The organism is Halomonas sp. ISL-56 (assembly GCF_018612805.1).
In the GTDB taxonomy this organism is placed as follows: domain Bacteria; phylum Pseudomonadota; class Gammaproteobacteria; order Pseudomonadales; family Halomonadaceae; genus Vreelandella.
This window is the reverse complement of the sequence record NZ_JAGGRO010000008.1, coordinates 285,687-308,432: the sequence shown is the minus strand read 5'-3', so window position 1 is coordinate 308,432 and position 22,746 is coordinate 285,687. Positions and strand designations below refer to the sequence as shown.

General features: G+C 55.1%; 12 protein-coding genes. 6 read left to right on the top strand and 6 right to left on the bottom strand.

Going from position 1 to position 22,746, the window contains the following annotated elements; all coding sequences use genetic code 11:
• The first annotated feature begins 1 nt into the window (after position 1).
• The 6 genes from J7J49_RS07345 to rfaH are packed head-to-tail and all read left to right on the top strand — an operon-like array spanning position 2 to position 13,024.
• The gene (locus tag J7J49_RS07345; RefSeq protein ID WP_215091425.1) at positions 2-1,243 is read left to right on the top strand and encodes a capsule polysaccharide biogenesis protein; all 1,242 of its coding nucleotides are present in this window, start codon (positions 2-4) and stop codon (positions 1,241-1,243) included.
• A gap of 56 nt (positions 1,244-1,299) precedes the next feature.
• Positions 1,300-2,097, top strand: a complete 798-nt coding sequence (locus J7J49_RS07340) for an SDR family NAD(P)-dependent oxidoreductase (protein WP_215091423.1) — start codon at positions 1,300-1,302, stop codon at positions 2,095-2,097.
• Positions 2,090-3,700: an LTA synthase family protein gene (locus tag J7J49_RS07335; protein ID WP_215091421.1), complete on the top strand. Its 1,611-nt coding sequence runs from the start codon at positions 2,090-2,092 to the stop codon at positions 3,698-3,700. The genes J7J49_RS07340 and J7J49_RS07335 overlap by 8 nt, the downstream gene beginning before the upstream one ends.
• Positions 3,697-11,145: a type I polyketide synthase gene (locus tag J7J49_RS07330; protein ID WP_215091419.1), complete on the top strand. Its 7,449-nt coding sequence runs from the start codon at positions 3,697-3,699 to the stop codon at positions 11,143-11,145. Before J7J49_RS07335 ends, J7J49_RS07330 begins: the two co-directional genes overlap by 4 nt.
• A complete protein-coding gene (locus J7J49_RS07325; RefSeq protein WP_215091417.1) occupies positions 11,142-12,467 on the top strand; it encodes an aminotransferase class I/II-fold pyridoxal phosphate-dependent enzyme in 1,326 nt (441 codons plus the stop codon). The genes J7J49_RS07330 and J7J49_RS07325 overlap by 4 nt, the downstream gene beginning before the upstream one ends.
• Before the next feature lie 35 nt (positions 12,468-12,502).
• On the top strand, positions 12,503-13,024 hold the full coding sequence (gene rfaH / locus J7J49_RS07320) for a transcription/translation regulatory transformer protein RfaH (protein ID WP_064236409.1): 522 nt from the start codon (positions 12,503-12,505) through the stop codon (positions 13,022-13,024).
• A 256-nt stretch (positions 13,025-13,280) separates the two neighbouring features.
• Here the strand turns inward: rfaH and J7J49_RS07315 are convergent, their stop codons facing one another.
• The 6 genes from J7J49_RS07315 to J7J49_RS07290 all read right to left on the bottom strand — a co-directional run bounded on the left by J7J49_RS07315 (position 13,281) and on the right by J7J49_RS07290 (position 22,637).
• Positions 13,281-14,447, bottom strand: a complete 1,167-nt coding sequence (locus J7J49_RS07315) for a nucleotide sugar dehydrogenase (RefSeq protein WP_215091415.1) — start codon at positions 14,445-14,447, stop codon at positions 13,281-13,283.
• Positions 14,448-14,566: 119 nt separating this feature from the next.
• Positions 14,567-16,159, bottom strand: coding sequence for a phosphoglucomutase (alpha-D-glucose-1,6-bisphosphate-dependent) (gene pgm, locus J7J49_RS07310; RefSeq protein WP_215091413.1), 1,593 nt, complete (start codon positions 16,157-16,159; stop codon positions 14,567-14,569).
• Positions 16,160-16,180: 21 nt separating this feature from the next.
• Positions 16,181-17,242 (bottom strand): glycosyltransferase family protein, encoded by a 1,062-nt coding sequence (locus J7J49_RS07305; RefSeq protein WP_215091411.1) that lies wholly within the window; start codon positions 17,240-17,242, stop codon positions 16,181-16,183.
• Between the two features lie 183 nt (positions 17,243-17,425).
• Positions 17,426-18,622 (bottom strand): aminoglycoside phosphotransferase family protein, encoded by a 1,197-nt coding sequence (locus J7J49_RS07300; RefSeq protein ID WP_215091409.1) that lies wholly within the window; start codon positions 18,620-18,622, stop codon positions 17,426-17,428.
• A gap of 106 nt (positions 18,623-18,728) precedes the next feature.
• Positions 18,729-20,918, bottom strand: a complete 2,190-nt coding sequence (locus J7J49_RS07295) for a glycosyltransferase family 2 protein (RefSeq protein WP_353048350.1) — start codon at positions 20,916-20,918, stop codon at positions 18,729-18,731.
• Between the two features lie 171 nt (positions 20,919-21,089).
• Positions 21,090-22,637: an alginate O-acetyltransferase AlgX-related protein gene (locus J7J49_RS07290; RefSeq protein ID WP_215091405.1), complete on the bottom strand. Its 1,548-nt coding sequence runs from the start codon at positions 22,635-22,637 to the stop codon at positions 21,090-21,092.
• Between the last annotated feature and the right edge of the window lie 109 nt (positions 22,638-22,746).

The following is a 22,746-nucleotide window of genomic DNA, read 5'->3' as shown; positions in this document are numbered from 1 at the left end:
GTTGAAGGATCAAAAGCGTGCATTCTTATTTTTACAGGGCGTATGCTCACCGTTTTACCAGCGCTTAGCCAAGCGCCTGGTTAATGATGGGCATCGCGTCGTTAAGGTCAACTTTAATGCGGGCGATATCGCCTACTGGCAGCACACCCACGGCGAAAGTCACCTGTTTCGCGGCCCCACATCCGAGCTGCCCGGCTATATTCAAGCGCTGTGGCAGAAGTACGGCATTACCGACCAAGTAGTGTTCGGTGATCGTCGCCCTATTCACCGCCCCGCCGTCGATAATGCCGCTGCAGCCGGTGTACGCACCCACGTGTTTGAAGAGGGCTACTTTCGCCCTTTCTGGATTACCCTGGAGCGCGAAGGCGTTAACGGTCACTCGCTGCTGCCCCGTGACCCCAATTGGTTTTATGAGACCGGCAAAGCGCTGCCCGAACCGCCGGCACCGGTGCGCTTTCGCTCCTCGTTTAAAATCCGCGCAATGCACGATGTCGGCTACCATTTGGCCGGGCTGGCCAATCCGCTGGTGGCACCGCACTACCGCAATCATGCGCCGATCACTGCCCCCGTCGAATACGCGGGCTACCTCAAGCGTTTTGCTCAATTAAAAGCGGTTTGGAAAAAACGCGATGCCGCGCGCATTAAAGCGCTGATCGAAAGCGGACGCCCTTATTTCATGCTGCCACTGCAGTTAAATAGCGACGCGCAAATTCGTGATCACTCCCCCTACGCCAATATGCAGGAAGTGATGGATGACGTGATGGCTTCGTTCGCCCAGCACGCGCCCAGCGATACGCAGCTTTGCATTAAGAACCACCCTTTGGATATGGGGTTGGTCAATTACCCCAAGATCATCCAACGGCTTGCCGAACGCCACGGCCTACAAGGGCGTATCGTCTATCTGGAGTCGGGGGATCTCAACGTACTGCTCAAACACGCCAAGGGCAATGTGACCGTAAACAGCACCGTGGGCATTGTCTCGCTGGAGAAGAGCTGCCCCACCTATGCGCTTAGCGACCCAATATACAATTTGGATGGGCTGACCTACCAAGGTGCCTTAGCGGATTTTTGGCAGCAGCCGCAGCCGCCTAACAGCGAACTATTTGGCTATTTTCAAAAGACCGTGATGCACGCCGTACAGGTTAACGGCGGTTACTACTGCCAGCCCGGCATCGATTTAGCCGTAGAAAACGCCGCTCGCATACTTGAAGCCTGCCCGTCGCCGTTGGAGAAGTTACTGTGACAGATGATGTGACAGAAAATGTGACAGCGACTGTGGCCGCTACTGAGAGGGCGACTGTGAGTCAGTCTACTCCAAACCGCTGTGTGCTGATCACTGGCGCCACCGGCGCGATTGGGGGTGCACTAGCAAATGCCTATGCCGCCACCGGCACCCATTTGGTGTTGCACGGACGGCAGCAGGAAAAGCTAGAGGCTCTTGCCGAGACTTGCCGTCAGCAAGGTGCTCAGGTCACGCTCTCAACTATTAACCTGACCGATGACCACGCCCTGCAAAGCTGGCTAGCCGGACTTTGCGCCGATCAGGTGCCGGATATCGTCATCGCCAACGCGGGCAAAAACACCCACCCCCAAGGGCCTGATATCTTAGAACCCTGGGCAGACGTGCAAGCGCTGCTGGAGATCAACCTAAAAACCCCTATCGCCATGGCGCAACGCTTGGTACCCGCGATGCAGGCCCGCGGTAGCGGCCAACTGGTACTGATTAGCTCGCTTGCAGCATGGCACGGCTTACCCACCACACCCAGCTATAGCGCCAGTAAAGCGGGTATTAAAGCCTACGGCGAAGGGTTACGTGGACTGCTCGCACCCCATGGTATCGGTGTAACCGTGGTGATGCCCGGCTATGTCACCTCCCCCATGTGCGAAGCCATGCCCGGCCCCAAACCCTGGGAGTGGCCGCCGGAGCGCGCCGCCAAGGTAATCAAACGCGGCATCACTGCCAATCGCGCGCGTATCAGCTTCCCCTTTCCACTTAATTTTGGCACCTGGTGGCTGGCGGTACTGCCCGCAGGAATTTCTCAGTGGTTGATCAAACGCCTGGGCTTTAACCACCCAGGAGACACGCCCCATGATTAATGCGCTGGTATGGCCGCTACTCGCGGGGCTATTGATCAGCAGCATGTTTGAAGCCCTGCTCAGCCCGCGGCCGCGCCCGTTTTGGCAACGCGGTAGTGCGGCCAATAGCGTACATATCGGCTCATGGCTACTGATTTTCGGCATATTGGTATTGTTACTTCAGCGCCCCTGGTTTGCGCTGATGGTGTTTCTGTCGCTGCAACTGGTCATCGTGCAGTCAAGCAACGCCAAATCACATACCCTCAACGAGCCGTTTATCTGCCACGATTTTGAGTACTTTTGGGATGCCATTCTGCACCCGCGCCTATATGTGCCTTTTTTCGGCGTTGGCTTGGCAATCGCCGCCAGCAGCGCAGCCGCCGTTGCGATTGGTGCATTCTTTTATTGGGAAGGCTCGCTGGTAACCAGCGCAGGCGCTAGCCGCTTTTTGACCCATGCAGTAGGGGTAATGGCAGCAGGCGCCCTGCTGCTGGCATTCAGTATACCCAGGCTGCCTGCCATTACTTTGCGGCCCATAGATGACATGCACCACCTAGGGCTTTTCGCCAGCCTGTGGGCCTACGGCGTGGCGCTGATGCGCTCCCCCGTGCCAACACCCGAGCAATCACCCTTTCACGCCTTAACGGCGAAGGTAAAAGCGCATAAAGACGAGCAGCCGCTTCCCAACGTGGTGTTAGTGCAGAGCGAGTCGTTTTTCGACCCACGCCCCTGGTGTAACGAGGTAAACCCAGAGTTACTTCCCGATTTTGATGCCACCCGCGCAAGCGCCATACTGCACGGCGCGTTAAACGTGCCCGCCTGGGGCGCCAACACGGTGCGTACCGAGTGCGCCGTATTAACCGGCATTGCACCCACCCAATGGGGCGTGCGCCAGTTCAATCCTTACCGCACGCTTGCTCGTCATCCAATGCCCAGTTTAGCGAGTGCACTAAAATCGGCAGGCTATCGCACGATTTGTGTGCATCCGTACTTGGCTAGCTTCTATTTTCGTCACAAGGTAATGCCCCAATTAGGCTTCGACCACTTTATAGATATCAATGCTTTCCAGAGCAGTGACAAAAATGGCCAGTACGTTAGCGACCAGGCGGTGGCACGAAAGATTGGACGACTGCTTGAAGATGACGATAATAGACCGCTATTTGTGTTTGTTATCACCATGGAAAATCACGGCCCGCTACATTTAGAAGCGCCCAACCAAGCGACGTTAGACACTACGCTGCCCGACGCGCACTGGCCGTTGCCCGACCATCTGCGTGACTTCGCGGTCTATTTGCAGCATTTAAGTGAATCCGACAAGATGTTGGCCAGTGTTAAAAATTCACTCAATACTGCAAAACGACCAGGCCTGCTAGGCTGGTATGGGGATCATGTGCCAATTTTGCCTGAAGCGTATGCACACTTTGCGCCTCCTGATGGCCGCACCCCCTACATGATATGGTCAACAGCGAATTGGGTAACAGCAGGGGTGGGGGCAGCAAGCGATAACGAGCCACTTGAACTAGCCGCACACGAACTTGGCATCCAGCTATTCAAACAGGCGTTTGGACACGATATAAGTAGCGATGTGATCAAGGTAGAACCAGAACCTCAGGAGCAAGAATGACTAAACGCGTTGCCATTATCGGCGCCGCCCATCGTTTCCCCGGCACCACCCCTGAAACGTTCTGGCAGGACCTGCAAGCCGAAAAAGATTTAGTAACCGAAGTGGCCGCTGACCGCTGGAGCCTTGACGCCTATCAGCATCCAGATAAGCGCCATCCAGGCACCAGCGTGACTTTTGCCGCTGGCAGCCTTGGCGATATCAGCGGATTTGACGCTGAGTTTTTTGGTATTTCGCCCCGCGAAGCGGCCAATATGGATCCCCAGCAGCGCATGCTCTTAGAGCTCGCTTGGGAAGCCATGGAAAACGCCAACATTCTGCCGAGCTCCTTGCGCGGCAGCCAGTGTGGGGTATTTTTAGGCGTTGCCAGCCTCGACTACTCTTACCGGATAGCGGACGACATGGCAGCGATTGACGCCTCCACCGCTACCGGCAACACCTCCAGTATTGCCTCGAATCGACTGTCGTATGTCTTCGACTTGCACGGCCCCAGCATGTCGCTGGATACCGCCTGTTCGTCCTCCATGGTGGCCTTTCACCAGGCCTGCCAATCGATTCGCAGTGGAGAAACCCCTATGGCGCTGGCGGGCGGCATCAGCCTGCACCTGCACCCTTACGGCTTTATCATTTTCTCCAAAGCCAGCATGCTCTCGCCCACTGGCCGCTGTCAGGTATTTGATGAAGCGGGCGATGGTTATGTGCGTTCGGAAGGAGCAGGTATTTTCCTGCTCAAAGATTACGACCAGGCGGTCGCCGACGGCGACAACATTATTGCCGTGGTGGCAGGTTCGGCGGTCAACACCGACGGTCACAAATCCGGCCTGACGGTACCTAACCCCAGCGCCCAGATTGACTTGATGAAGCGCGCCTATCAGCAGGCGGGCATCTCGCCGGACGAGATCGACTATCTGGAAGCTCACGGTACCGGTACCGCCGTTGGCGATCCGATCGAGACCCGCGCAATTGGTGAAGCACTGGGCCAGCAGCGTAAAACACCGCTACTGATTGGCTCCATAAAAAGCAACCTGGGCCACCTGGAAACTGCATCTGGCGTGGCGGGGCTGGCCAAGGCGCTCTACAGCATTCAGCACCGTGAAGTACCGGCCACGATTGGCATTCGCAAACTCAATCCGCGTATCAAATTTGATGAGTGGAACATCTCGGTGGTCACCAAAGGCCAACCGCTGAAAAAACAGGGCCGTTTGGTCATCGGCGTTAACTCCTTCGGTTTTGGCGGGGCCAACGCCCACGTTATCTTGGAAAGCCCGCCCGAGCAGACAAAACCCGAACCACTGGTGCCAGACTCACCACTACCGATTCGCCTTAGTGCCCGCAGCGAAGCCGCGCTTACCCAAAGTGCCGAAACTTTGGCTAGCTATTTGCGTGAAAACGACTTGCGTGAAAACGACTTGCGCGGAAACGACGGCACCAGCTTCTACGATATCGCCTACACACTGTTCAACCACCGTGACAGGCATAGCCATGGCGCGCTGCTGTTTGCCCAAACAGCGGAAGAAGCCGCCGCGCGATTAAGTGAATTTGCCGCCGGTGAAACAAAAAGCGTCACTACGCTGGAGCGCTTGCCCAACGCGCTAGGCCCGGTATTTGTTTACGATGGCAACGGCTGCCAGTGGGAAACCATGGGCCGCGATCTGATTAGTGATTCGCCGGTTTTCGCTGAGGCTATTGACCGCGTTGACGCACTTTTTCAACAGCACGGTAATTTCTCGCTACGCGCCGAGCTTGAAGGTCGTAATCGTGAACAGGAAAGTGATAGTAACCGCTTTGCATTGACCGAAATCGCCCAGCCTGCGCTATTTGCACTGCAAGTGGCGCTGACCGAGTGGCTGCGTGATCAAGGTATTAAGCCCAAAGCAGTATTAGGCCATAGCGTAGGCGAAGTGGCCGCCGCCTGGGCCAGCGGAGCGCTTAGCCTGGAAGATGCGGTCAAAGTGATTTACTACCGCAGCGACTACCAGGGTAAAACCCGTGGTTTAGGCGAAATGACCGCCGTGGCCATGAGCGCCGACGATATTGCCGAGTGGCTCGCAAAGCCCGAGTTTAATCAGGTTTGCCTGGCCGGAATTAACAGCCCGAAAGGCATTACGCTAGCAGGCGACAGCCAACAGCTGGGCGCTCTGGAAGCCGCCCTGAGCGAACAGGATATTTTTGCCAAACGTCTGCCGCTGGACTATGCCTTCCACAGCCCCGCAATGGACAGTATTGAGGCAGGCGTCATCCAAGCGTTAGCTGACATTACTCCACGGGCCACGCAGATCCCCTACTACTCCACCGTGACCGGCGCGCTAAGCGACGGGCTTGAACTGGATGCCACCTACTGGTGGAAAAACATTCGTGAGCCGGTGCTGTTTGATGCCGCCGCTAGCGCGCTAATTGAACAGGGCAACAACATCTTTGTCGAGATTGGTGCCCATCCTATTTTGCGCCGTTATCTCAATGAGTCGCTCCGTCAGTTGGAGCAACCAGGATTGGTCTTTGGCACTATTGAGCGCCACAAACCGGGCCTAGAGGGCTTACAGCACAGCCTGAATCAAATGTTGTTAAGCGGCCTTGCCATGGAAAGCCGCTACTTCCCAGTGGAAGGACAGCGCGTGCCGTTACCCCGCTATGCCTGGCAGCGAAACCACCACTGGGTGCACGGCACCAACGACGGCCAAGGTCTGCTTTCGCGCTATTACCAGCACCCGCTGCTGGGCTACCCGCTGGCGCAGCACGAACACACTTGGGAAAGCCAGCTCGATACTCAACGTCAGCCCTGGCTGGCCGACCATGTGGTGGGTGAAGGCGCGGTATTCCCCGGTGCAGGTTTTGTAGAACTCACCCTGGCAGCGGCGCTGCCGCTAAAGGATAACCCGCTGCTGGATATCGAAGAACTGGAAATCCGTGCCCCGCTGCTGTTGGATGGCCCCCATGGGCGCACCATGCGGTTAACCTACCTGCCCGCAGATGGTCGCCTGGAGATCCACTCCCGCGAGCCGACCACCGGAATTGAGTGGCAGCTAAATGCCGTGGCCCGCACCATGCGCGAAAGCCGTGGCTTTTTGCTCAACCGCACAGCGCCAGCGCTGCCTAAGCGTGCACCGGACTACACGCTGGCAGACCACCTGGCAATGGCCGAGCGCATCGGCCTACATTATGGGCCCGCTTTCCAAGCCATCTCCCACGGCTGGATAGAAGGCGATGCGGTAATTGGCGAAATCGCGCTGTCGGATGACATCCAAGCGCAGCTCAGCACCCTGCATGTTCACCCTGGCATCCTGGATAGCGCCTTTCAGATGTTTATCCCGCTGCTCGCGCAGCACAGCGAGTTTGCCGCACAGCTCGCCTTCGTGCCGGTTCGCGTTGGGCGCATTCAAGTCAACACTCAGGCCGGTGCGCCGGTACTCGCCCGCGCCGTGATGGGCAAGCGTGCGCCGCACTCCTTTACCGCTGACTTTGAGCTGTATGACGCCGCAGGCAATGCCGTTGCCGTATTGAGTAAAACCCGCTTCAAAGCGATTCGTCTCAACCGTGCCCATCACCAGCACTTCAGCTATCTGGATGTGGAACTCACCCCAGCGCCGCTGCAGGTAGAGCCGTTGGCGCTGCCCGGTGATGCGCTTGCTCGTCTGGCCGATATCGCAAGCGTATACGCCGCCAGCACCGGGCAGCGTTACGGCAATGAAGTCGCGCCACTGCTTGATAGCCTTAGTGAAGCGTTTGCCCAGCAAAACGCGGTGGTTAAAGCCCAAGATCAGGCAACTGATGAAGCCCAGCACTCGCCAGACGTTATCTGGCAGCTGCTGGTGCAAGACTACCCCGACTACTTTGCGCCCATTCACCTGGTGGGCCGTTTAGGGTTTCACCAGCAGGCGCTTCGCAGCGGCACCAGCGATCTTGAGGCGCTGGGCATTAGCCGCGACCAGTTGGCGCGCTTGAACCGAGTGCTGGTGGGTGAAAGCGGCTGGCAGGCATTGGCAGGCGCGTTAGCCGAGTTGATCGATGCTCTGATAGCAGAGCTCCCCGTGGGGCAGCGCTTGCAACTGCTAGAAGCGGGCCCCAGCGCGCCTGCGTTGGGCGAACGGTTGCTGGAACGTAGCGCCCAGGCGCTTTACCACGACCTTACCCATTATCGTGTTATCACCACCCTCGATAGCACGCGCCATCAGGCGGAGCAGCTGCAAGAACGCTTCCCGCTGATGGACATTCAACACCTGGGGCAAGATGACGCCACCGCGCTTACTGCCCCCACCGACGTTGAAAAAGCGCAATTGGCGTTTGTCAGCGTGGATATCACCCAGCCTGCCGCGACGCGTCAGTTGATTGAGGCGCTGCCAGCGCAACTGGCCCCCGGTGCTCAAGTCATGCTGATCGGCATTGCGCCCAGCCGCTGGTTAGATGATCTGCTGGCCACACCCGGCATCGATCAAACCGCTCTGGAGCAAGAGACGCTGATCGGCTGGCTCAACGACCAAGGCTTTGTGGTTTCCACGCCGATGGCGCTGGAAGAGAGTGATAGCGGCGCCTATCTTCTCCACGCCCACTATCCATTCGATACGCCTTCAGCCGAGACCGCTGACAGCGCGGCGCGGCGTCGGCATCTAGTCGTCGCGGATCACAGCAGTGAAGCGCTTGCCGCCAAACTGGTTGAGGCCCTGCAGCAGCGGGGAGATTCAGCCCTGCTCAGCGTTAGCCAAGCCGCCCCCGCTGAACTGCTGACGCAAGCGGTGCTCGACAGTCAAACCGAGCTAACGCTCAATGTGATTGATCTGCGCGGCCTCGGCGCCAGCAGCACTGAGGCGCAAACCGCTCGCTGTGAGCACGCCCTACAGTGGACGTTAGCCCTGGAGCAGCAAGCCCTCACTGCCTCCCTGTGGCTAGTGACCAACGGTCTTAGCACACTCTGGCAGGCAACGCCTACCTCCGGCCTTAGCGATGGCGATGCTCTAGGCGATACCCCTGGCGATGCTGCCCTATGGGGCTTTGGCCGTTCGCTGGCCAACGAAGCGGTAGGCCATAACGTCTACCTGCTGGATGTACCGGCAGCGATGAGCGAACCCGCGCTTAGCGCCTGGGCGCTGCTGCTTGCCCAACCGGATGGCGAAAACGAAGCGCTGATTGATAACCAGGGCCACCGCTTTGCCACCCGGCTACGCACCCTGCCAGCGCCCCGCCCAACACAGGCGGAAGCCGCTCAAACCAAGCGATCTCATCAAGCGATGACGCTAGGCTTTGCCATGCCCGGCCAGCTGCGCCAGTTAACCTGGCGCCCGCGCCCGCTTCCCGAAGCCGGTGCCGACGAAGTGGCCATTCGCGTGAAAGCCACTGGGCTTAACTTCCGCGATGTGATGTACACCCTCGGCCTGCTCTCCGATGAAGCCATTGAGAACGGCTTTGCCGGCCCAACCCTGGGTCTTGAGTTTTCGGGCGTAGTAGAAAGCGTGGGTAGCAACGTTACTCACCTAACCCCAGGGCAAGCCGTGGTCGGCTTCGGGCCCGCCAGCTTCAGCGATAAAGTCATCGCCAGCCAGCACGCCGTGGCGCCCCTGCCGGAAGGCATTAGCTTTGCCGCCGCGGCGACGATCCCAACCACCTTCTTTACGGTCTACTACGCGCTTAAACACCTGGCGCGGGTAGAGCCCGGTGAGAAAGTACTGATTCACGGCGCCGCAGGCGGCGTGGGTATCGCCGCGCTGCAAATTGCCCAGTGGCTGGGGGCCGACATTTACGCCACGGTGGGTTCAGAAGAGAAGCGCGACTTCCTGCGTTTGATGGGGATCGAGCGACTCTACGACTCGCGCTCGCTCACCTTCGCCGAGGAGATCCTTGAAGACACTAATGGCGAAGGCGTTGATGTGGTGCTTAACTCGCTGGCCGGGGAAGCAATCAACCAGAACCTGCGCGCGCTGCGCCCGTTTGGCCGCTTCCTGGAGCTGGGTAAACGTGATTTCTATGAAAACACCCATATCGGCCTGCGCCCGTTCCGCAACAACTTAAGCTACTTCGGTATCGACTCCGACCAGCTTATGAAAGTGCAGCCTGCGCTCACCCAGCGCCTGTTTGGGGAAATGATGGCGCTGTTTAACGACGGTACTTTAAGCCCGCTGCCGTTTACCTCGTTCAGCCACACCCAGGTGATCGACGCCTTCCGCTATATGCAGCAGGCGCGCCAGATCGGCAAAGTCGTGGTGACTTACGAACAGCCCATCGCGCCACCCCAGAACGAAGTATTGGGCACGGCAACGATGCAGCTGTCCTCGGAGGCCAGCTATCTGGTCACCGGTGGCCTGGGGGGCTTTGGGTTAAGGACGGCCCAGTGGCTGGTAGACAAAGGCGCACGGCAACTGATTCTGCTCAGCCGCAGCGGCGCTGCCAGTGAAGAGGCCCAAGCAGCCATTGCGGCGTTTGAACAGCAAGGCGTTACGGTACTCGCCGCCGCCTGCGATATTACCGACCGCGCTGCGCTGGCCGATGTGCTGGAGCGCGCCAAGGGTGAACTCGCACCGCTGCGTGGCATCGTCCACGCCGCCACGGTGATCGATGACGGCCTTATCCGCAATCTGGATGCCGAGCGCATTCAGAAAGTGCTCGCGCCCAAAGTCGACGGTGCCCGCCATCTCGATGCGCTCACCCGCGAAATCGAGCTGGACTTCTTCGTGCTCTATTCGTCGGCGACCACGCTGTTCGGCAACCCCGGTCAGGCTAACTATGTCGCCGCCAACCACTGGCTGGAGGCGTTTGCCGCCAATCGTCGTGCCGCGGGCTTACCCGCCACCTGCGTACGCTGGGGCGCGATTGAAGATGTTGGCTTCCTGGCCCGCAACACCCGCACCCGGGATGCGCTGCAGGAGCGCTTGGGCGGCTCTGCGCTGCGCTCGGAGGATGCGCTGAAAGTACTCGAACAGATGCTGCTGACGCCAGGGCCAAGCCTGGGCGTGCTGGAACTGGAGTGGGGTGCGCTTGCTCGCTTCTTACCAACTGCTGAAGCACCGCGCTTTAACGAAATTGCCCGCGCCAGCGACGACGACGGCAATGCCGATGCCGACGACGACATCAGCGCCCTGCTGGCCGACCTCTCCCCTGAGGAGTTGCACAGCACGGTCACCGACCTGCTGCGCGCTGAACTGGCCAGCATTCTGCTGGTGGATGAGGAGAAGCTCGATATTCACCGTTCGGTCTACGATATGGGCTTTGACTCCCTGATGGGGGTTGAACTGATGACTGCTATCGAGAACCGCTTAGGCGTTCAGGTGTCAGTAATGGTGCTCAGTGAAGCATCGACCCTCGACAAACTGGCAGGCGTGCTGATTCAGAAAATGCATCAGCATGACGATGTTGAAGACGCTCCGCAGGATGCGATAGCCTCACTGGCCGCACAGCACGGGGCAGAAGGGTTCACCACTGAGCCTGCTTCTGCCTCCTCATCACCCGCGACTGAGACACCATGACTGCCAAGCGCTCTGAACTGAAACAGCAACTATTGGAACAAGCACGCAAGCGCACCGCGCCGCGTGCTGCCAGCGCCGCCGCTCACTCCGTCAATGGGCAAGGCAGTGAGCAGCGCACGGTGCCAGAGCGCTTCACGCGTTTTGACGCCCAGCCCGGCTATCAGCAAATTGCCATGATGCGCCAAGCCGCCGAACAGTTAGGCTTGGTCGACCCTTTTTTCAAGGTGCACGAAGGCACCGCCGGGGCGACCAGCGTGATCAATGGACAGACCTGCATTAACTTTGCCAGCTATAACTATCTTGGCTTCTCGGGCGACCCGCGTATCAATCAGGCCGCCTGCGATGCCGTGGCCCGCTACGGCACCTCGGTCTCCGCCAGTCGCGTGGTCTCCGGCGAACGACCCATTCATCAGGAGCTGGAACAAGCTCTGGCCAATGCCTACGACGTCGAAGACGCGGTAGTGTTTGTCAGTGGCCATGCCACCAATGTCTCGACACTAGGGCATCTGCTGGGGCCCAAGGACTTAGTGCTCCACGACGAGTATATCCATAACAGTTCGCTGGTCGGCGCGCAGCTTTCCGGCGCCAAGCGTATGTCGTTTAGCCATAACGACCCCGCTGCGCTGGAAGCTCTGCTGGCCCGTCATCGACATCAGTTTGAACGCGTACTGGTAGTGATTGAAGGGCTCTACAGCATGGATGGCGACATCCCTGAGCTGCCGCGTTTTATCGAGCTGAAGCAGCGTTATCAGGCGTGGCTAATGGTCGATGAAGCCCACTCCTTCGGGGTGATGGGTGACACCGGCCTGGGGCTGCGCGAGTATTTCGATATCGACCCCCGCGACGTGGATATCTGGATGGGCACCATGAGCAAAGCCATGGCTGGCTGCGGCGGCTATATCGCAGGCAGCAAACCGCTGGTGGAAACACTACGCTACCTCGCCCCCGGATTTCTCTACAGCGTAGGCATGCCCGCCCAAGTCGCCGCCCCTTCGCTAGCCGCGCTGCAGCTAATGCAGCAAGAGCCCGAACGGGTGCAGCGCCTGCACGCTATTTCGCGCTACTTTCTTGAACAGGCCACTGCCCGCGGGCTAGACACTGGCAACAGCATCGGCGCCGCGGTTGTACCGGTGATTATCGGCAGCTCCGCAGCCGCCGCCCGTCTCTCCAACGCGTTGTTAGAACAGCAAATTAACGTACAGCCAATCCTGCACCCAGCGGTACCCGAAAAAAGCGCACGGTTACGCTTTTTTCTCTCTTGTGACCATACCCAGGCACAGATTGACCAAACGCTTGATGCGCTCACCGCACTACTGCCATAATTTTATAACGCACTTTTAGACGCAAGGATGATGGCATGGACGGTTACAACGACCAGGAAAGTGCAGCAACGCCCGCCTGGTACGTTATCCAGTGCAAAGGGGGCGAGTCATTTCGCGCCGCTGAACACCTCGCCAACCAAGGTTACGAGGTGTTTCACCCAGTGCTGAATAGCCAACGCAAGCGCCAGGGCAAGCTCACCACGGTGATCGAACCGCTGTTCCCCTACTACCTGTTTATCTATTTGGATCAACTGGTCAGCAACTGGCGACCGATTCGCTCCACCCGCGGCGTCCTGCGCCTGCTTACCTTCGGCGATAGGCCCGTCGCCGTGCCCGCGCAGCTTGTGGAAACCCTGCGCGCCCAGCCGCACCGACAGGAAGGCATTCACAGCTATTTTAGTGCCGGCGAAAAAGTCACCATCACCGACGGCCCCTTCAAAGACCTGGAAGCCATCTTTACCCGTCTTAAAGGCGAAGAACGCGCCATCGTGCTGCTCAATGTACTCAACCGGCCACAGCATCTGGAAATACCGCTCGCCACCTTAAGCAAGTCGTAACGACGCTTTGCCGTCCATAACGATGCGCTACGATAGGTTTTTATAACCCAATCATTCTGCATGGAGGCCAGGGTGGCAACCTATCGATGCCACACAAGCCAACCCCCGCACCGCTGCGCGCTGCTCCCGCGGGTACGCCGTAGGCTTATCACGCGCTACTAAATCTCGCTTGCACTTGAATGTGGGGCTTCCAATGGCGTCCTAACCTCATGCAGCGACGAATATATCAGGTACCTGAAGAAATATTACTTACTTTTTAATCACTGCCAAACAAATCGCGGGTGTATACCTTGGATTCAACATCGCTAAGCTCAGCGACCATGCGGTTAGCCAGAATCACATCGCACTTCTCTTTAAATGCGGCTAAATCTCGCATAACGGTTGAGCCAAAGAACTTATCTTCTTCCAGAACGGGCTCGTACACGACTACTTCAACACCTTTCGCTTTGATGCGTTTCATAACCCCCTGCATGGCGCTCGCGCGGAAGTTGTCCGAGCCCGTTTTCATGATAAGACGATAAACCCCGACCACGGTTGGATTGCGGCGCAGCACAGCGTTAGCGATAAAATCTTTACGCGTGCGGTTGGCATCTACAATCGCTTGAACCATATTGCTCGGTACATCGGCATAGTTCGCAAGTAGCTGCTTGGTATCCTTCGGCAGGCAATAGCCGCCATACCCAAAGCTGGGATTGTTATAATGCTTACCAATACGCGGGTCGAGGCCAACACCTTGAATAATCTGCTTAGTATCAAGACCGTGGGCTTCCGCATAGGTATCTAGTTCATTGAAGTAAGCAACCCGCATTGCCAAGTAAGTATTGGCAAACAACTTGATCGCCTCGGCCTCTGTGCTGTTAGTCAACAGCACATCTATTTCTTTGGCCATCGCCCCCTGTTTGAGGAGTTCAGCGAAGGTCTCGCCCCGCTCAGAACGTTCCCCAACAATAATGCGCGAAGGGTAAAGATTATCGTAGAGCGCCTTTCCTTCCCGCAGAAACTCAGGCGAGAAAATAAGGTTTTGCGTGTTGAAGCGCTCTGCAGCACCTTTGGTGTACCCCACTGGCACGGTGGATTTAATCACCATTACCGCCTCAGGGTTAATGCGCATGACCTGCTCAATAACCGCTTCAACACTTTGGGTATTGAAATAGTTGGTTTGAGGATCGTAATCAGTAGGCGTGGCGATAATCACGAATTGAGCATCAGCATAGGCCTGCTCGGCATTCAACGTTGCAGAAAAATCCAGGTCATTACGATTCAAAAAAGCCGCTATTTCAGTATCTTCAATCGGTGAGAGGCGATTGTTCAGCAACTCTACTTTCTCGGGGACAATATCCACTGCGACCACTTCGTGGTGCTGCGCTAACAACATCGCATTGGAAAGCCCCACATAGCCGGTTCCTGCAACGGCAATTTTCATCCTGATAAATCCCTAAAACTGAACGGAAACAATAATTGAAACGAAAATTGAAACACATGCCAAAACATAACGGGCACCATTACAGGTGCCCGCCAGAGGAAGAAACTGCCTCAAATAACCTATTTCAACACACCAGCTAACAACGCTTTAGCGTTCTCGATCAATTCATCTAAGTGCTGCTCGCCTTTGAAGCTTTCGGCATACACTTTGTAAAGCGATTCGGTGCCACTTGGTCGAGCGGCAAACCAGCCATTTTCGGTGGTGACTTTGATGCCACCAATCGCTGCGCCATTGCCAGGAGCGTTGACTAGCACGGCGGTAATTGGATCACCAGCAAGCTGCTTCTCGGTCACGCTCTCTGCGGTCAGGTTCTTAAACGCCGCCTTCTCTTCGGGTGAACAAACGGTATCAACGCGCTTATAAAAAGGCTCGCCAAAGCGTTCGGTGAGCGTGTGATAGTACTCACTTGGCGTTTTGCCGGTGACCGCCATAATTTCCGCGGCCAGCAAACACAGTACAATGCCATCTTTATCAGTTGACCACGCCTTACCGACCCGCGTTAGCAAACTGGCGCCTGCGCTCTCTTCGCCACCAAATGCCAGCCAACCTTCGTGCAGTCCTTCCACAAACCACTTAAAGCCCACCGGCACTTCAAATAGCTCGCGCTGGTGGGAAGCCACGACTCGGTCGATCATTGAGGATGACACCAGCGTCTTACCTATTTTCAGGCTAGCCGACCATTCAGGGCGATGTGTGATCAGATAATCGATGCACACAGCCAAAAAGTGGTTAGGGTTCATCAGACCATTGGCATCAACTATACCGTGACGATCAGCATCAGGGTCGTTGCCAAAAGCTATATCGAAGCGGTCTTTAATTTTGAGTAAGTTAGCCATTGCCGCTGGGCTTGAACAATCCATGCGGATTTTGCCGTCGTGATCCGGCGGCATAAACGCAAACGCAGGATCAACCGTGGTATTCACTACATCTAGATTCAGGTTGTAGTGCGCCGCAATCGCCTGCCATACCGGCAGCGCCGTACCCCCCATAGGATCAGCGCCTAGGGCCAGGTTAGCTTCCTGAATCGCGGCGATATCCACCACGCTGCCCAGTTTGGCAACGTAATGCGCCGTGAAATCGTATTCCTGGGCATGGGCAATTGCTTCATCAACCGGCACCGTAGGCACATCTTCTAACTGGCGCAGTAGGTAAGCATTGGCGCGCAGCTCAATCCAGCCGGTGGCATCAGTATCCGCAGGACCACCGTGGTGCGGATTGTACTTAATGCCGCCATCTTCCGGCGGATTATGCGAAGGTGTGATGATTAAACCATCCGCAAGTGCCACCCCTGGCGCCGCCTGATCCTCCGGGTAATTATGATGCAAAATCGCCTGACTAATCAGCGGCGTTGCGGTGTAGCCGTGATCTTTCTCAACAAACACCGGCACCTTGTTGGCAGCTAATACCTGCAGCGCGCACTCCCAGGCAGGGCGAGAAAGCGCATGGGTATCAAAACCTAAAAACAGCGGCCCCTGATAGCCCGCCTCAAGCCGATAATCGATCACCGCCTGGGTAATCGCATAAATATGCGCGGCGTTAAACGTACGCTCACTAGAGCGGCCACGATGGCCGGATGTACCAAACGAAACACGCTCACCAACGACGCTAGCGCTGGGTCGCTGTTCATAAAAAGCCTTAACAATAGGTTCCATGGTTCCCTCTCCCTGTTCATTTTATTGCGGCACGGCACTACTGCGTTTTAGCCAAAACTGCACTGCTGTTTCTACGTTACCAATATTTTTTGCATCAACAGCGGCTTGTTGGGCCATTTTTGCAGCAGCTCGAGGATTCTCTAATAAGTGCTCTAACGCGCTTCGCCATTCGCTGGGCGCATCATTGACAAGCAAGCCATTTTTACCGTGGCGAACAATTTCAGTATACGGGTAGCGATTTGAGTATATTCCTACCCCGCCCATGGCGGTAATATCAAAAAACTTTATAAAGGACTTGCCATGATTAAACGGGGTATCTAACAACGGGGCTAAGCCTATATGGCAGTGGTGCTCTCGTTGATAAACCTTAAACGCCTCCCACGGTAAAGGGCAAGGCGCGTTCACACGAGGTAGCACGACTAAGCTTTCAGGTGCGTATGATCCCAGCATAATTTCTACCTGGGTATCCACACGCTGAGTCTGAAGTGACTGTATAGCCGGGGAGATATGCACTAGGTCAGCTAAATGCGCCCGGGTGCCGTAGAAGCCAATTTTCCAGTTAGTGCTGGAGGATGGCGGTAGTGAGAAATGCTGCAGTGAAGGCAGAGGAGCAATTAAAGGCGGTGTAAGTACTTGAACATTGGTGTGCTCACTAAAAAAACAGCGCGCCAATTGCTCACTAGCGGTCACCACTTCATCAACCAGCGACACTAAGCGAGACTGATGTCTAGCAATCCCCCCCATTCGCTTGCGATAGGCGGTTGGTAAGGTTTGGTCATTGGACGCTGCAAAAATATCATCATCGATCAAATAGGTAATATAGCCAAAGGCATTACGGTGGCGCTTCAACCAACGCAGCCAGCCTAACGGTAGCGAGCGGCAAAGCAGTAGATTAGCACCCGTGTAGCGACGCAGAAGAGAACGGCCATGTACCCAGCTAGCCCCGAAGGAACGAGAAGCGGTGAAGCGTTCGACCGCCACGCCGTGGCGGCGAAGACCTGGCGCAGCAGAAGCCAAGAAATAAATATCCTCGGTCGGCCGCGCCCCATCGCTTAAAACGACCCAGGTGGTGTGACTACTCACGGTACATCCTTAATTAAGATATTTTTTCTCCTACGCCTTAATACCCTATTTAGCACTGTTCCATGATACACGGTGCAACCCCGGCACCGCTGCGTGATGCTTCCGCGGGTGCGCCTTAGGCTTACCGCGCGCTACGAAAATCACTCATTCAAGCGACACGTAACCCTGCGCGCAGTGGCAGGGTTATTTACTTATACCAGGGTACAGTTTGAACTGTTTATATAACGTGTAAATACGAGCCCGCAACAAGGCTGCCTGTTGAGAACGCATAAAATTAGCGACGTCCAAACACTGGAACAGATAGGTGAACACCAAGATGCCCAACTGCTGGTCAACTCTTTCTTCAATAAGTTTTTCAACCAGGTTTTCTACGGCAACCCAGGGTAGCCCCCGCAACAAAAGCGCCGCGTCGAACCCTAACGGCAAATACCCCCATCTATCCCAGTCAATTAGCGCGACCTGATTGTGCTGAGTATCAACGAGTACGTTATTACGATGCAGATCGCCATGCGACAAGACACGTGGCAAGCGAGCAATGACACGCATCAAAAAGCCCAGAAACGACCATTCAAGCCTGCCACCACCTTCACGTAATGTCTGAGCGAATACGGATGGAAGTAATTTATGTAATAAGCTTTTAAAGCGGCTGGTGCGGCGTTTTAAAGTCCTACGCCCAGCTATGCCAGCTTGTTGAAGAGCAAGAAGTTCTGTCATTACCAGAGGCACCCAAGCTTCCCACCCATTACCCACGTCTTCCAGAGTGATGCCTGGCTGAAACGCAAATATCTGTAGCATGTGCTTATCTTGAGGAAACGCTGCCAGCAAGGGCGGCGCTGATATACGACAAGGAATGATTACTTTGTCATAAAGCTGCTTCACGTTTGCATGTGCCTTCGGCTCCACATCAAAACGCGCCATGAGGGGTGCCTGATCGGCCACTTTAAGGACAGCACCCGCTATTTGTCGCTCAGCAGACTGCCCAAACAGCGGTTTAAATTTTTCGACCACGAATTGGTCAGGGAGCGCAGCCAGAGCTTTGTACTCCGCGTGCTGATGAGAGATGGCAACAGGTAACCAATCACTTTGCTTTGGATGCCTATAAAGCCAAGGGCTATGCCGCAAGGGTACTCCATTAGGAGTTATCACCCGGACAACATCTCCATGACTCAGCGCCAACGATCCATGGAACCCCACCTTGCCGCTCAAGGAAAGTCCTGCCTCTTTCACATCGGCACGCTGGCGGGTACAAGACAGTCGACAACGTGCTCGGCCATTCACCATAACCGTCACGTAAGGGGCTAAACTCCAACCACTAATCGCATCCTCACTCACCCGATCTATAAAACCAGTTACGGTCGGTTTTTTGATTACTTTCAACATAACGTATTACTTGAATATCCGATAAAATTATTAATTGACGTAACAAGTTATCTGATAAGTATCATTACACGGACGCTTTCAGTGTTATATCTAGATATCCAAGTATTTAGCGCAACGAAAAATCTTCATGAACCAACGTAAGATTAGGGTTATAGGCTGGGTCACTGTCTAGCAATTCGCCCCAGGTTTTGCGCATATAGGCGAATTCGCTTAGCCAACGCGCACGCTTTTCAGGGGTGTCATCGGCACCGCGAGAAATGGATTCATGATGGTAAAGCTCAGCAAAAGGAGTCCACAGGTTACGATACCCCGCTTCACGAGCCTTAATGCATAAATCCACATCATTATAAGCGACAGCAAGGTCTTTTTCGTTCAGACCATTCACGGCATCAAATACTTCTTTACGCAGTAGCAGGCAGGCTGCCGTCACGGCAGAAAGGTTCTGAGCCACTTTCAAACGCCCCATATAACCATCTTCGTCACGCTGAAAAAAACGATGTGCATGCCCTGCTAACCCACCTAGCCCTAGAATCACGCCACCGTGCTGAATGGTGTCATTAGGATAATAGAGCTTAGCACCCACACAACCAATATCCGGACGTGAAACTTGCTCTACCATCTCGCTTAACCACTGCCCATCAATCGGCTCTACATCATTATTGATCAAACCAATCACACTTCCCCGAGCATGGTCGGCACCATAATTATTGATGGATGAATAATTAAAGGGGGCATTCCATGAGAGGACTTTTACTCGGGAATCACGGGCCGCCACTTCATCCAAGTACGCCAAGGTCTCTTTGCAGGTGCTTTGGTTATCAAGGATAAGCAGTTCAAAATGGGTATAGTCAGTACGGTCTAAAATAGCGTCAACGCAAGGGCGCAAAATATCGACGCCATCGCGAGTAGGCACCAGCAAGCTCACCAAGGGCTCTGGCGAAGGCATCGGCCAACGAATGCGCTGCGTGCCGGGTAATAGCCCTGGCGTTACCTCTGCAATTTGCCCACAGGCCTCTAAATGCTGGGCTACAGCCTCTACATAACTGTAAGGCGTTATCGTAGACGCAGGAACACCGTGGTAGGCAATGTGAGGCACGTGGGCAAGCATTTGATAAGAAAAATTCTCGCGGCGTGTCACATCCAATGTTTGTACGTAATCAAGCCAATCAGGGTTATTGGCATTGTCACCGCACATATCAGCTGAAAGGCGCGGAATAAAGCTGTGCTGATAACACACGGCTCGACCCATATACGGCATCGAAAGCAGCAAATCAGCGTTCCACTCAGGCTTGAACTGAGGCGAGTGCCTGACACCCTTTTCGTCAAGGCTATCCTCATCGGCCACTAACATCTGCGCTTGAGGATTATCAGCGGCAATACTGGCCATATGAAACAGTGCATTAGCCGCCAAACGGTCACCAGGGCGTAAGAACCATACCCAGGAGTGCTCGCAATAGGAAAGGGCCTCTACTCGCAGAGCCGCCACGCTGGTGGCGTGGCTTTCTACAATACGCAGAGCAGGCATTTCACGCTGCCACTCGTCCAACCACCCCTGCCACTGCTTATGCACTTGCGGCGGCAATAACAGCATAACCTGATGCGGTGAAAGCGACTGTTCCGCCAAGCTTGCCAAGCTAAGGTTCAAGCGATGCTGTAAAGCCTGCATTTGACCTGCATTCAAGTCATCGCCAGAAGGGCAAACCAGTAGCACACTGCAATCAAACGAATGAAGGTGGGAACGCAGCGCCACGAGATGATCGCTAGGTGCCCGCCTACGCTCAATCTGGCGAACCCACTGTTGGTAGTGACGACGGGTGGAAAAGCTAATGAAGGTACTTTCGTAATCTTCCAGGGCAATAGTTTGCCATTTGCGGCTCTGTTTACGCGCCTGCTGCTTCAAACTAAACTCAATTTCCTTCAAAGAAAGATCACGATAGTGTTCATGCATGTTTGATAACCGCTGCAGCAAACGGTTATAGGCAAACATAGGTGTTAGCCATACGAAGCGAAAATGCTCCAAGGAAAACGTGCCGGTTGCATTCATGGGCGCAAACGTCACACGTTTCACGCCCCAGGGTACATATACCAGTCGCTTCGTGATCTTCCCCACCCGCAGGGGTAATTCCACCGTTAACGAGCGCCGTGATGACTCAAATGTGAGGCTGGATACCACACTGGTCACGTCTCGCTCACAGGCAATTTCAACCATGTTCCAGCCGGGTAGCGGTAGCTGCCCTTCTAGTGCAAAAAGGGGCTCAGCGCCAAGGGACTGCCATTCACCAGGTTGTGAAGTCACCTCTAATTGCTGTAAAGGAACAAACTGCTGAGGTCTGCGGTGATGAGGATACCAAGACTTATCTAGTGACGAGTGGTTAGCATTCATTCAAAAGCGTCTTATCCGGCGGATATGGAGCGAGCATGTTACCAGTCCTTAAGCTGTGTCACACCAGCCTGCTATAAAACCCTGCTAGACGAGCCAAGGTGTTAAATTAAGTTTACAAATAAGTGCATCATCGTGAGCAACGGAGACCTGCCGCTTAGCCACCAAAGCCCATTCATCCTCGGATAGTCGAGCACGTTTTTCATCAATTAACGTCAAAAGTGACTGATCCACCTCAGGTACCTGCACCATGAACCGTGCATTGGTTTGCACCACTAAATAAGCCGGGCTAACTGCTTTCACCAGCTCAGGGTCGATACTTCCAGCGCTGTGCACATACACCACTTGTTGGAACAAGCGGCATAAGTAATGAAGCATCGAATAGCTGGAAGACGAACCAAATAGTAAACAAACACCGGGCATCAATGCTTGGTCATTTACTAATACTGACAAACGTCCAAAGTTGGGCAAGCCATTATCATAGTAACGGCACTTCACATAGCTAAACGAACGCAGTACCTCTATGTTGCAATGGCGTTCGGGCGTAAATTTATTTCCCAGGTCACCCGCTATTTTACGTTGCACGTACTCATCTTCGGCGAAAAGCGCGTTTACTGCCGGAGAATCAAGGCCGAGCGCCGTTGCCAACGCCGTTGCTGCAACCATTGAGCCTTGGTGGGACCAGTGACTATCCGTACGAATAAAAGCCTCATCACCCAATTGAGTCAAAAGCGCTTGCGGGTAAATAATATTACGCGCTTCAGGCAACGCCATTAATTGCTGTATGGGGCCATTACTACCCTCAGCAAATGGATGATAGCTAGGCCCCATGACACTCTCCTTAGAAGGTGCCACCAACACCGCATGAGCGGCCCTGGCAGTGTCAGCCAGCTGTTCCACGCCTTGTAAGTACTGCTGCCACTGATCTACCCCCGCTTCAGTTAGACGAAGTCGACCCCGGTACTGATCAACACTACCGTTAGTGTCATTGTCCAAAAACAACCACCCCTGCTTGCCCTCAAGTACTTTAATGGAAGGAGGGGCAGCATCATCTAAATGTTCAACAGGTGGTATGTCTACCTGGGTAAGCGGGAACTGCATGTCACCTAAGCGAAGAAACAGTGAGAACTGCTCCAATCGGTGAGGTACAGTAAAACGAAAACCACACTGCACTTGGGGGTGGGACTCATCAGCGGCGCCAAAAAGGGCTTCAATGACATCAGGGCGACGCACCGATAGAGGGTGGCAAAGTTCAAAGGTATTGCTCCAACGGGCAATAATTTCGACCTTGCCTACCCATTCGGCTAATGCGTCAGGCAGTACCACCCAGCCCTGAACGACCCACCCACCCGCAAGTAACCACGGGGAGCGTTGCGCATCAGGGAAATCAAGATGCCAGCGAAATCCTGCTATATAGCGGTTTAAGGTATCCCGCCCAACAAAGCGTTTAACAAAGCGAGCAAAACGTATGGCTGGCATCTCCCACTGGTTTTTAAGAGCTAGGTTTTTAAGGGCTCGGTCTTTAAGGGCTCGGTCTTTAAGGGCTCTGCTTTTAAGAGCCCCATTTTTAAGGGCTCTGTCTTTAAGAACTCGGTCTTTAAGAGCTCTGTCTTTAAAGGCGATGTTTTCAATCATTCTCAGTGAAACCGTCCATAGCTGACTGTAAGAACGCTTGATCTGGCCCTAAAAACGGGCCACGTGGACACTCAGACAGCCCTGTTACGGGAAAGTGCAGCAGCATCAA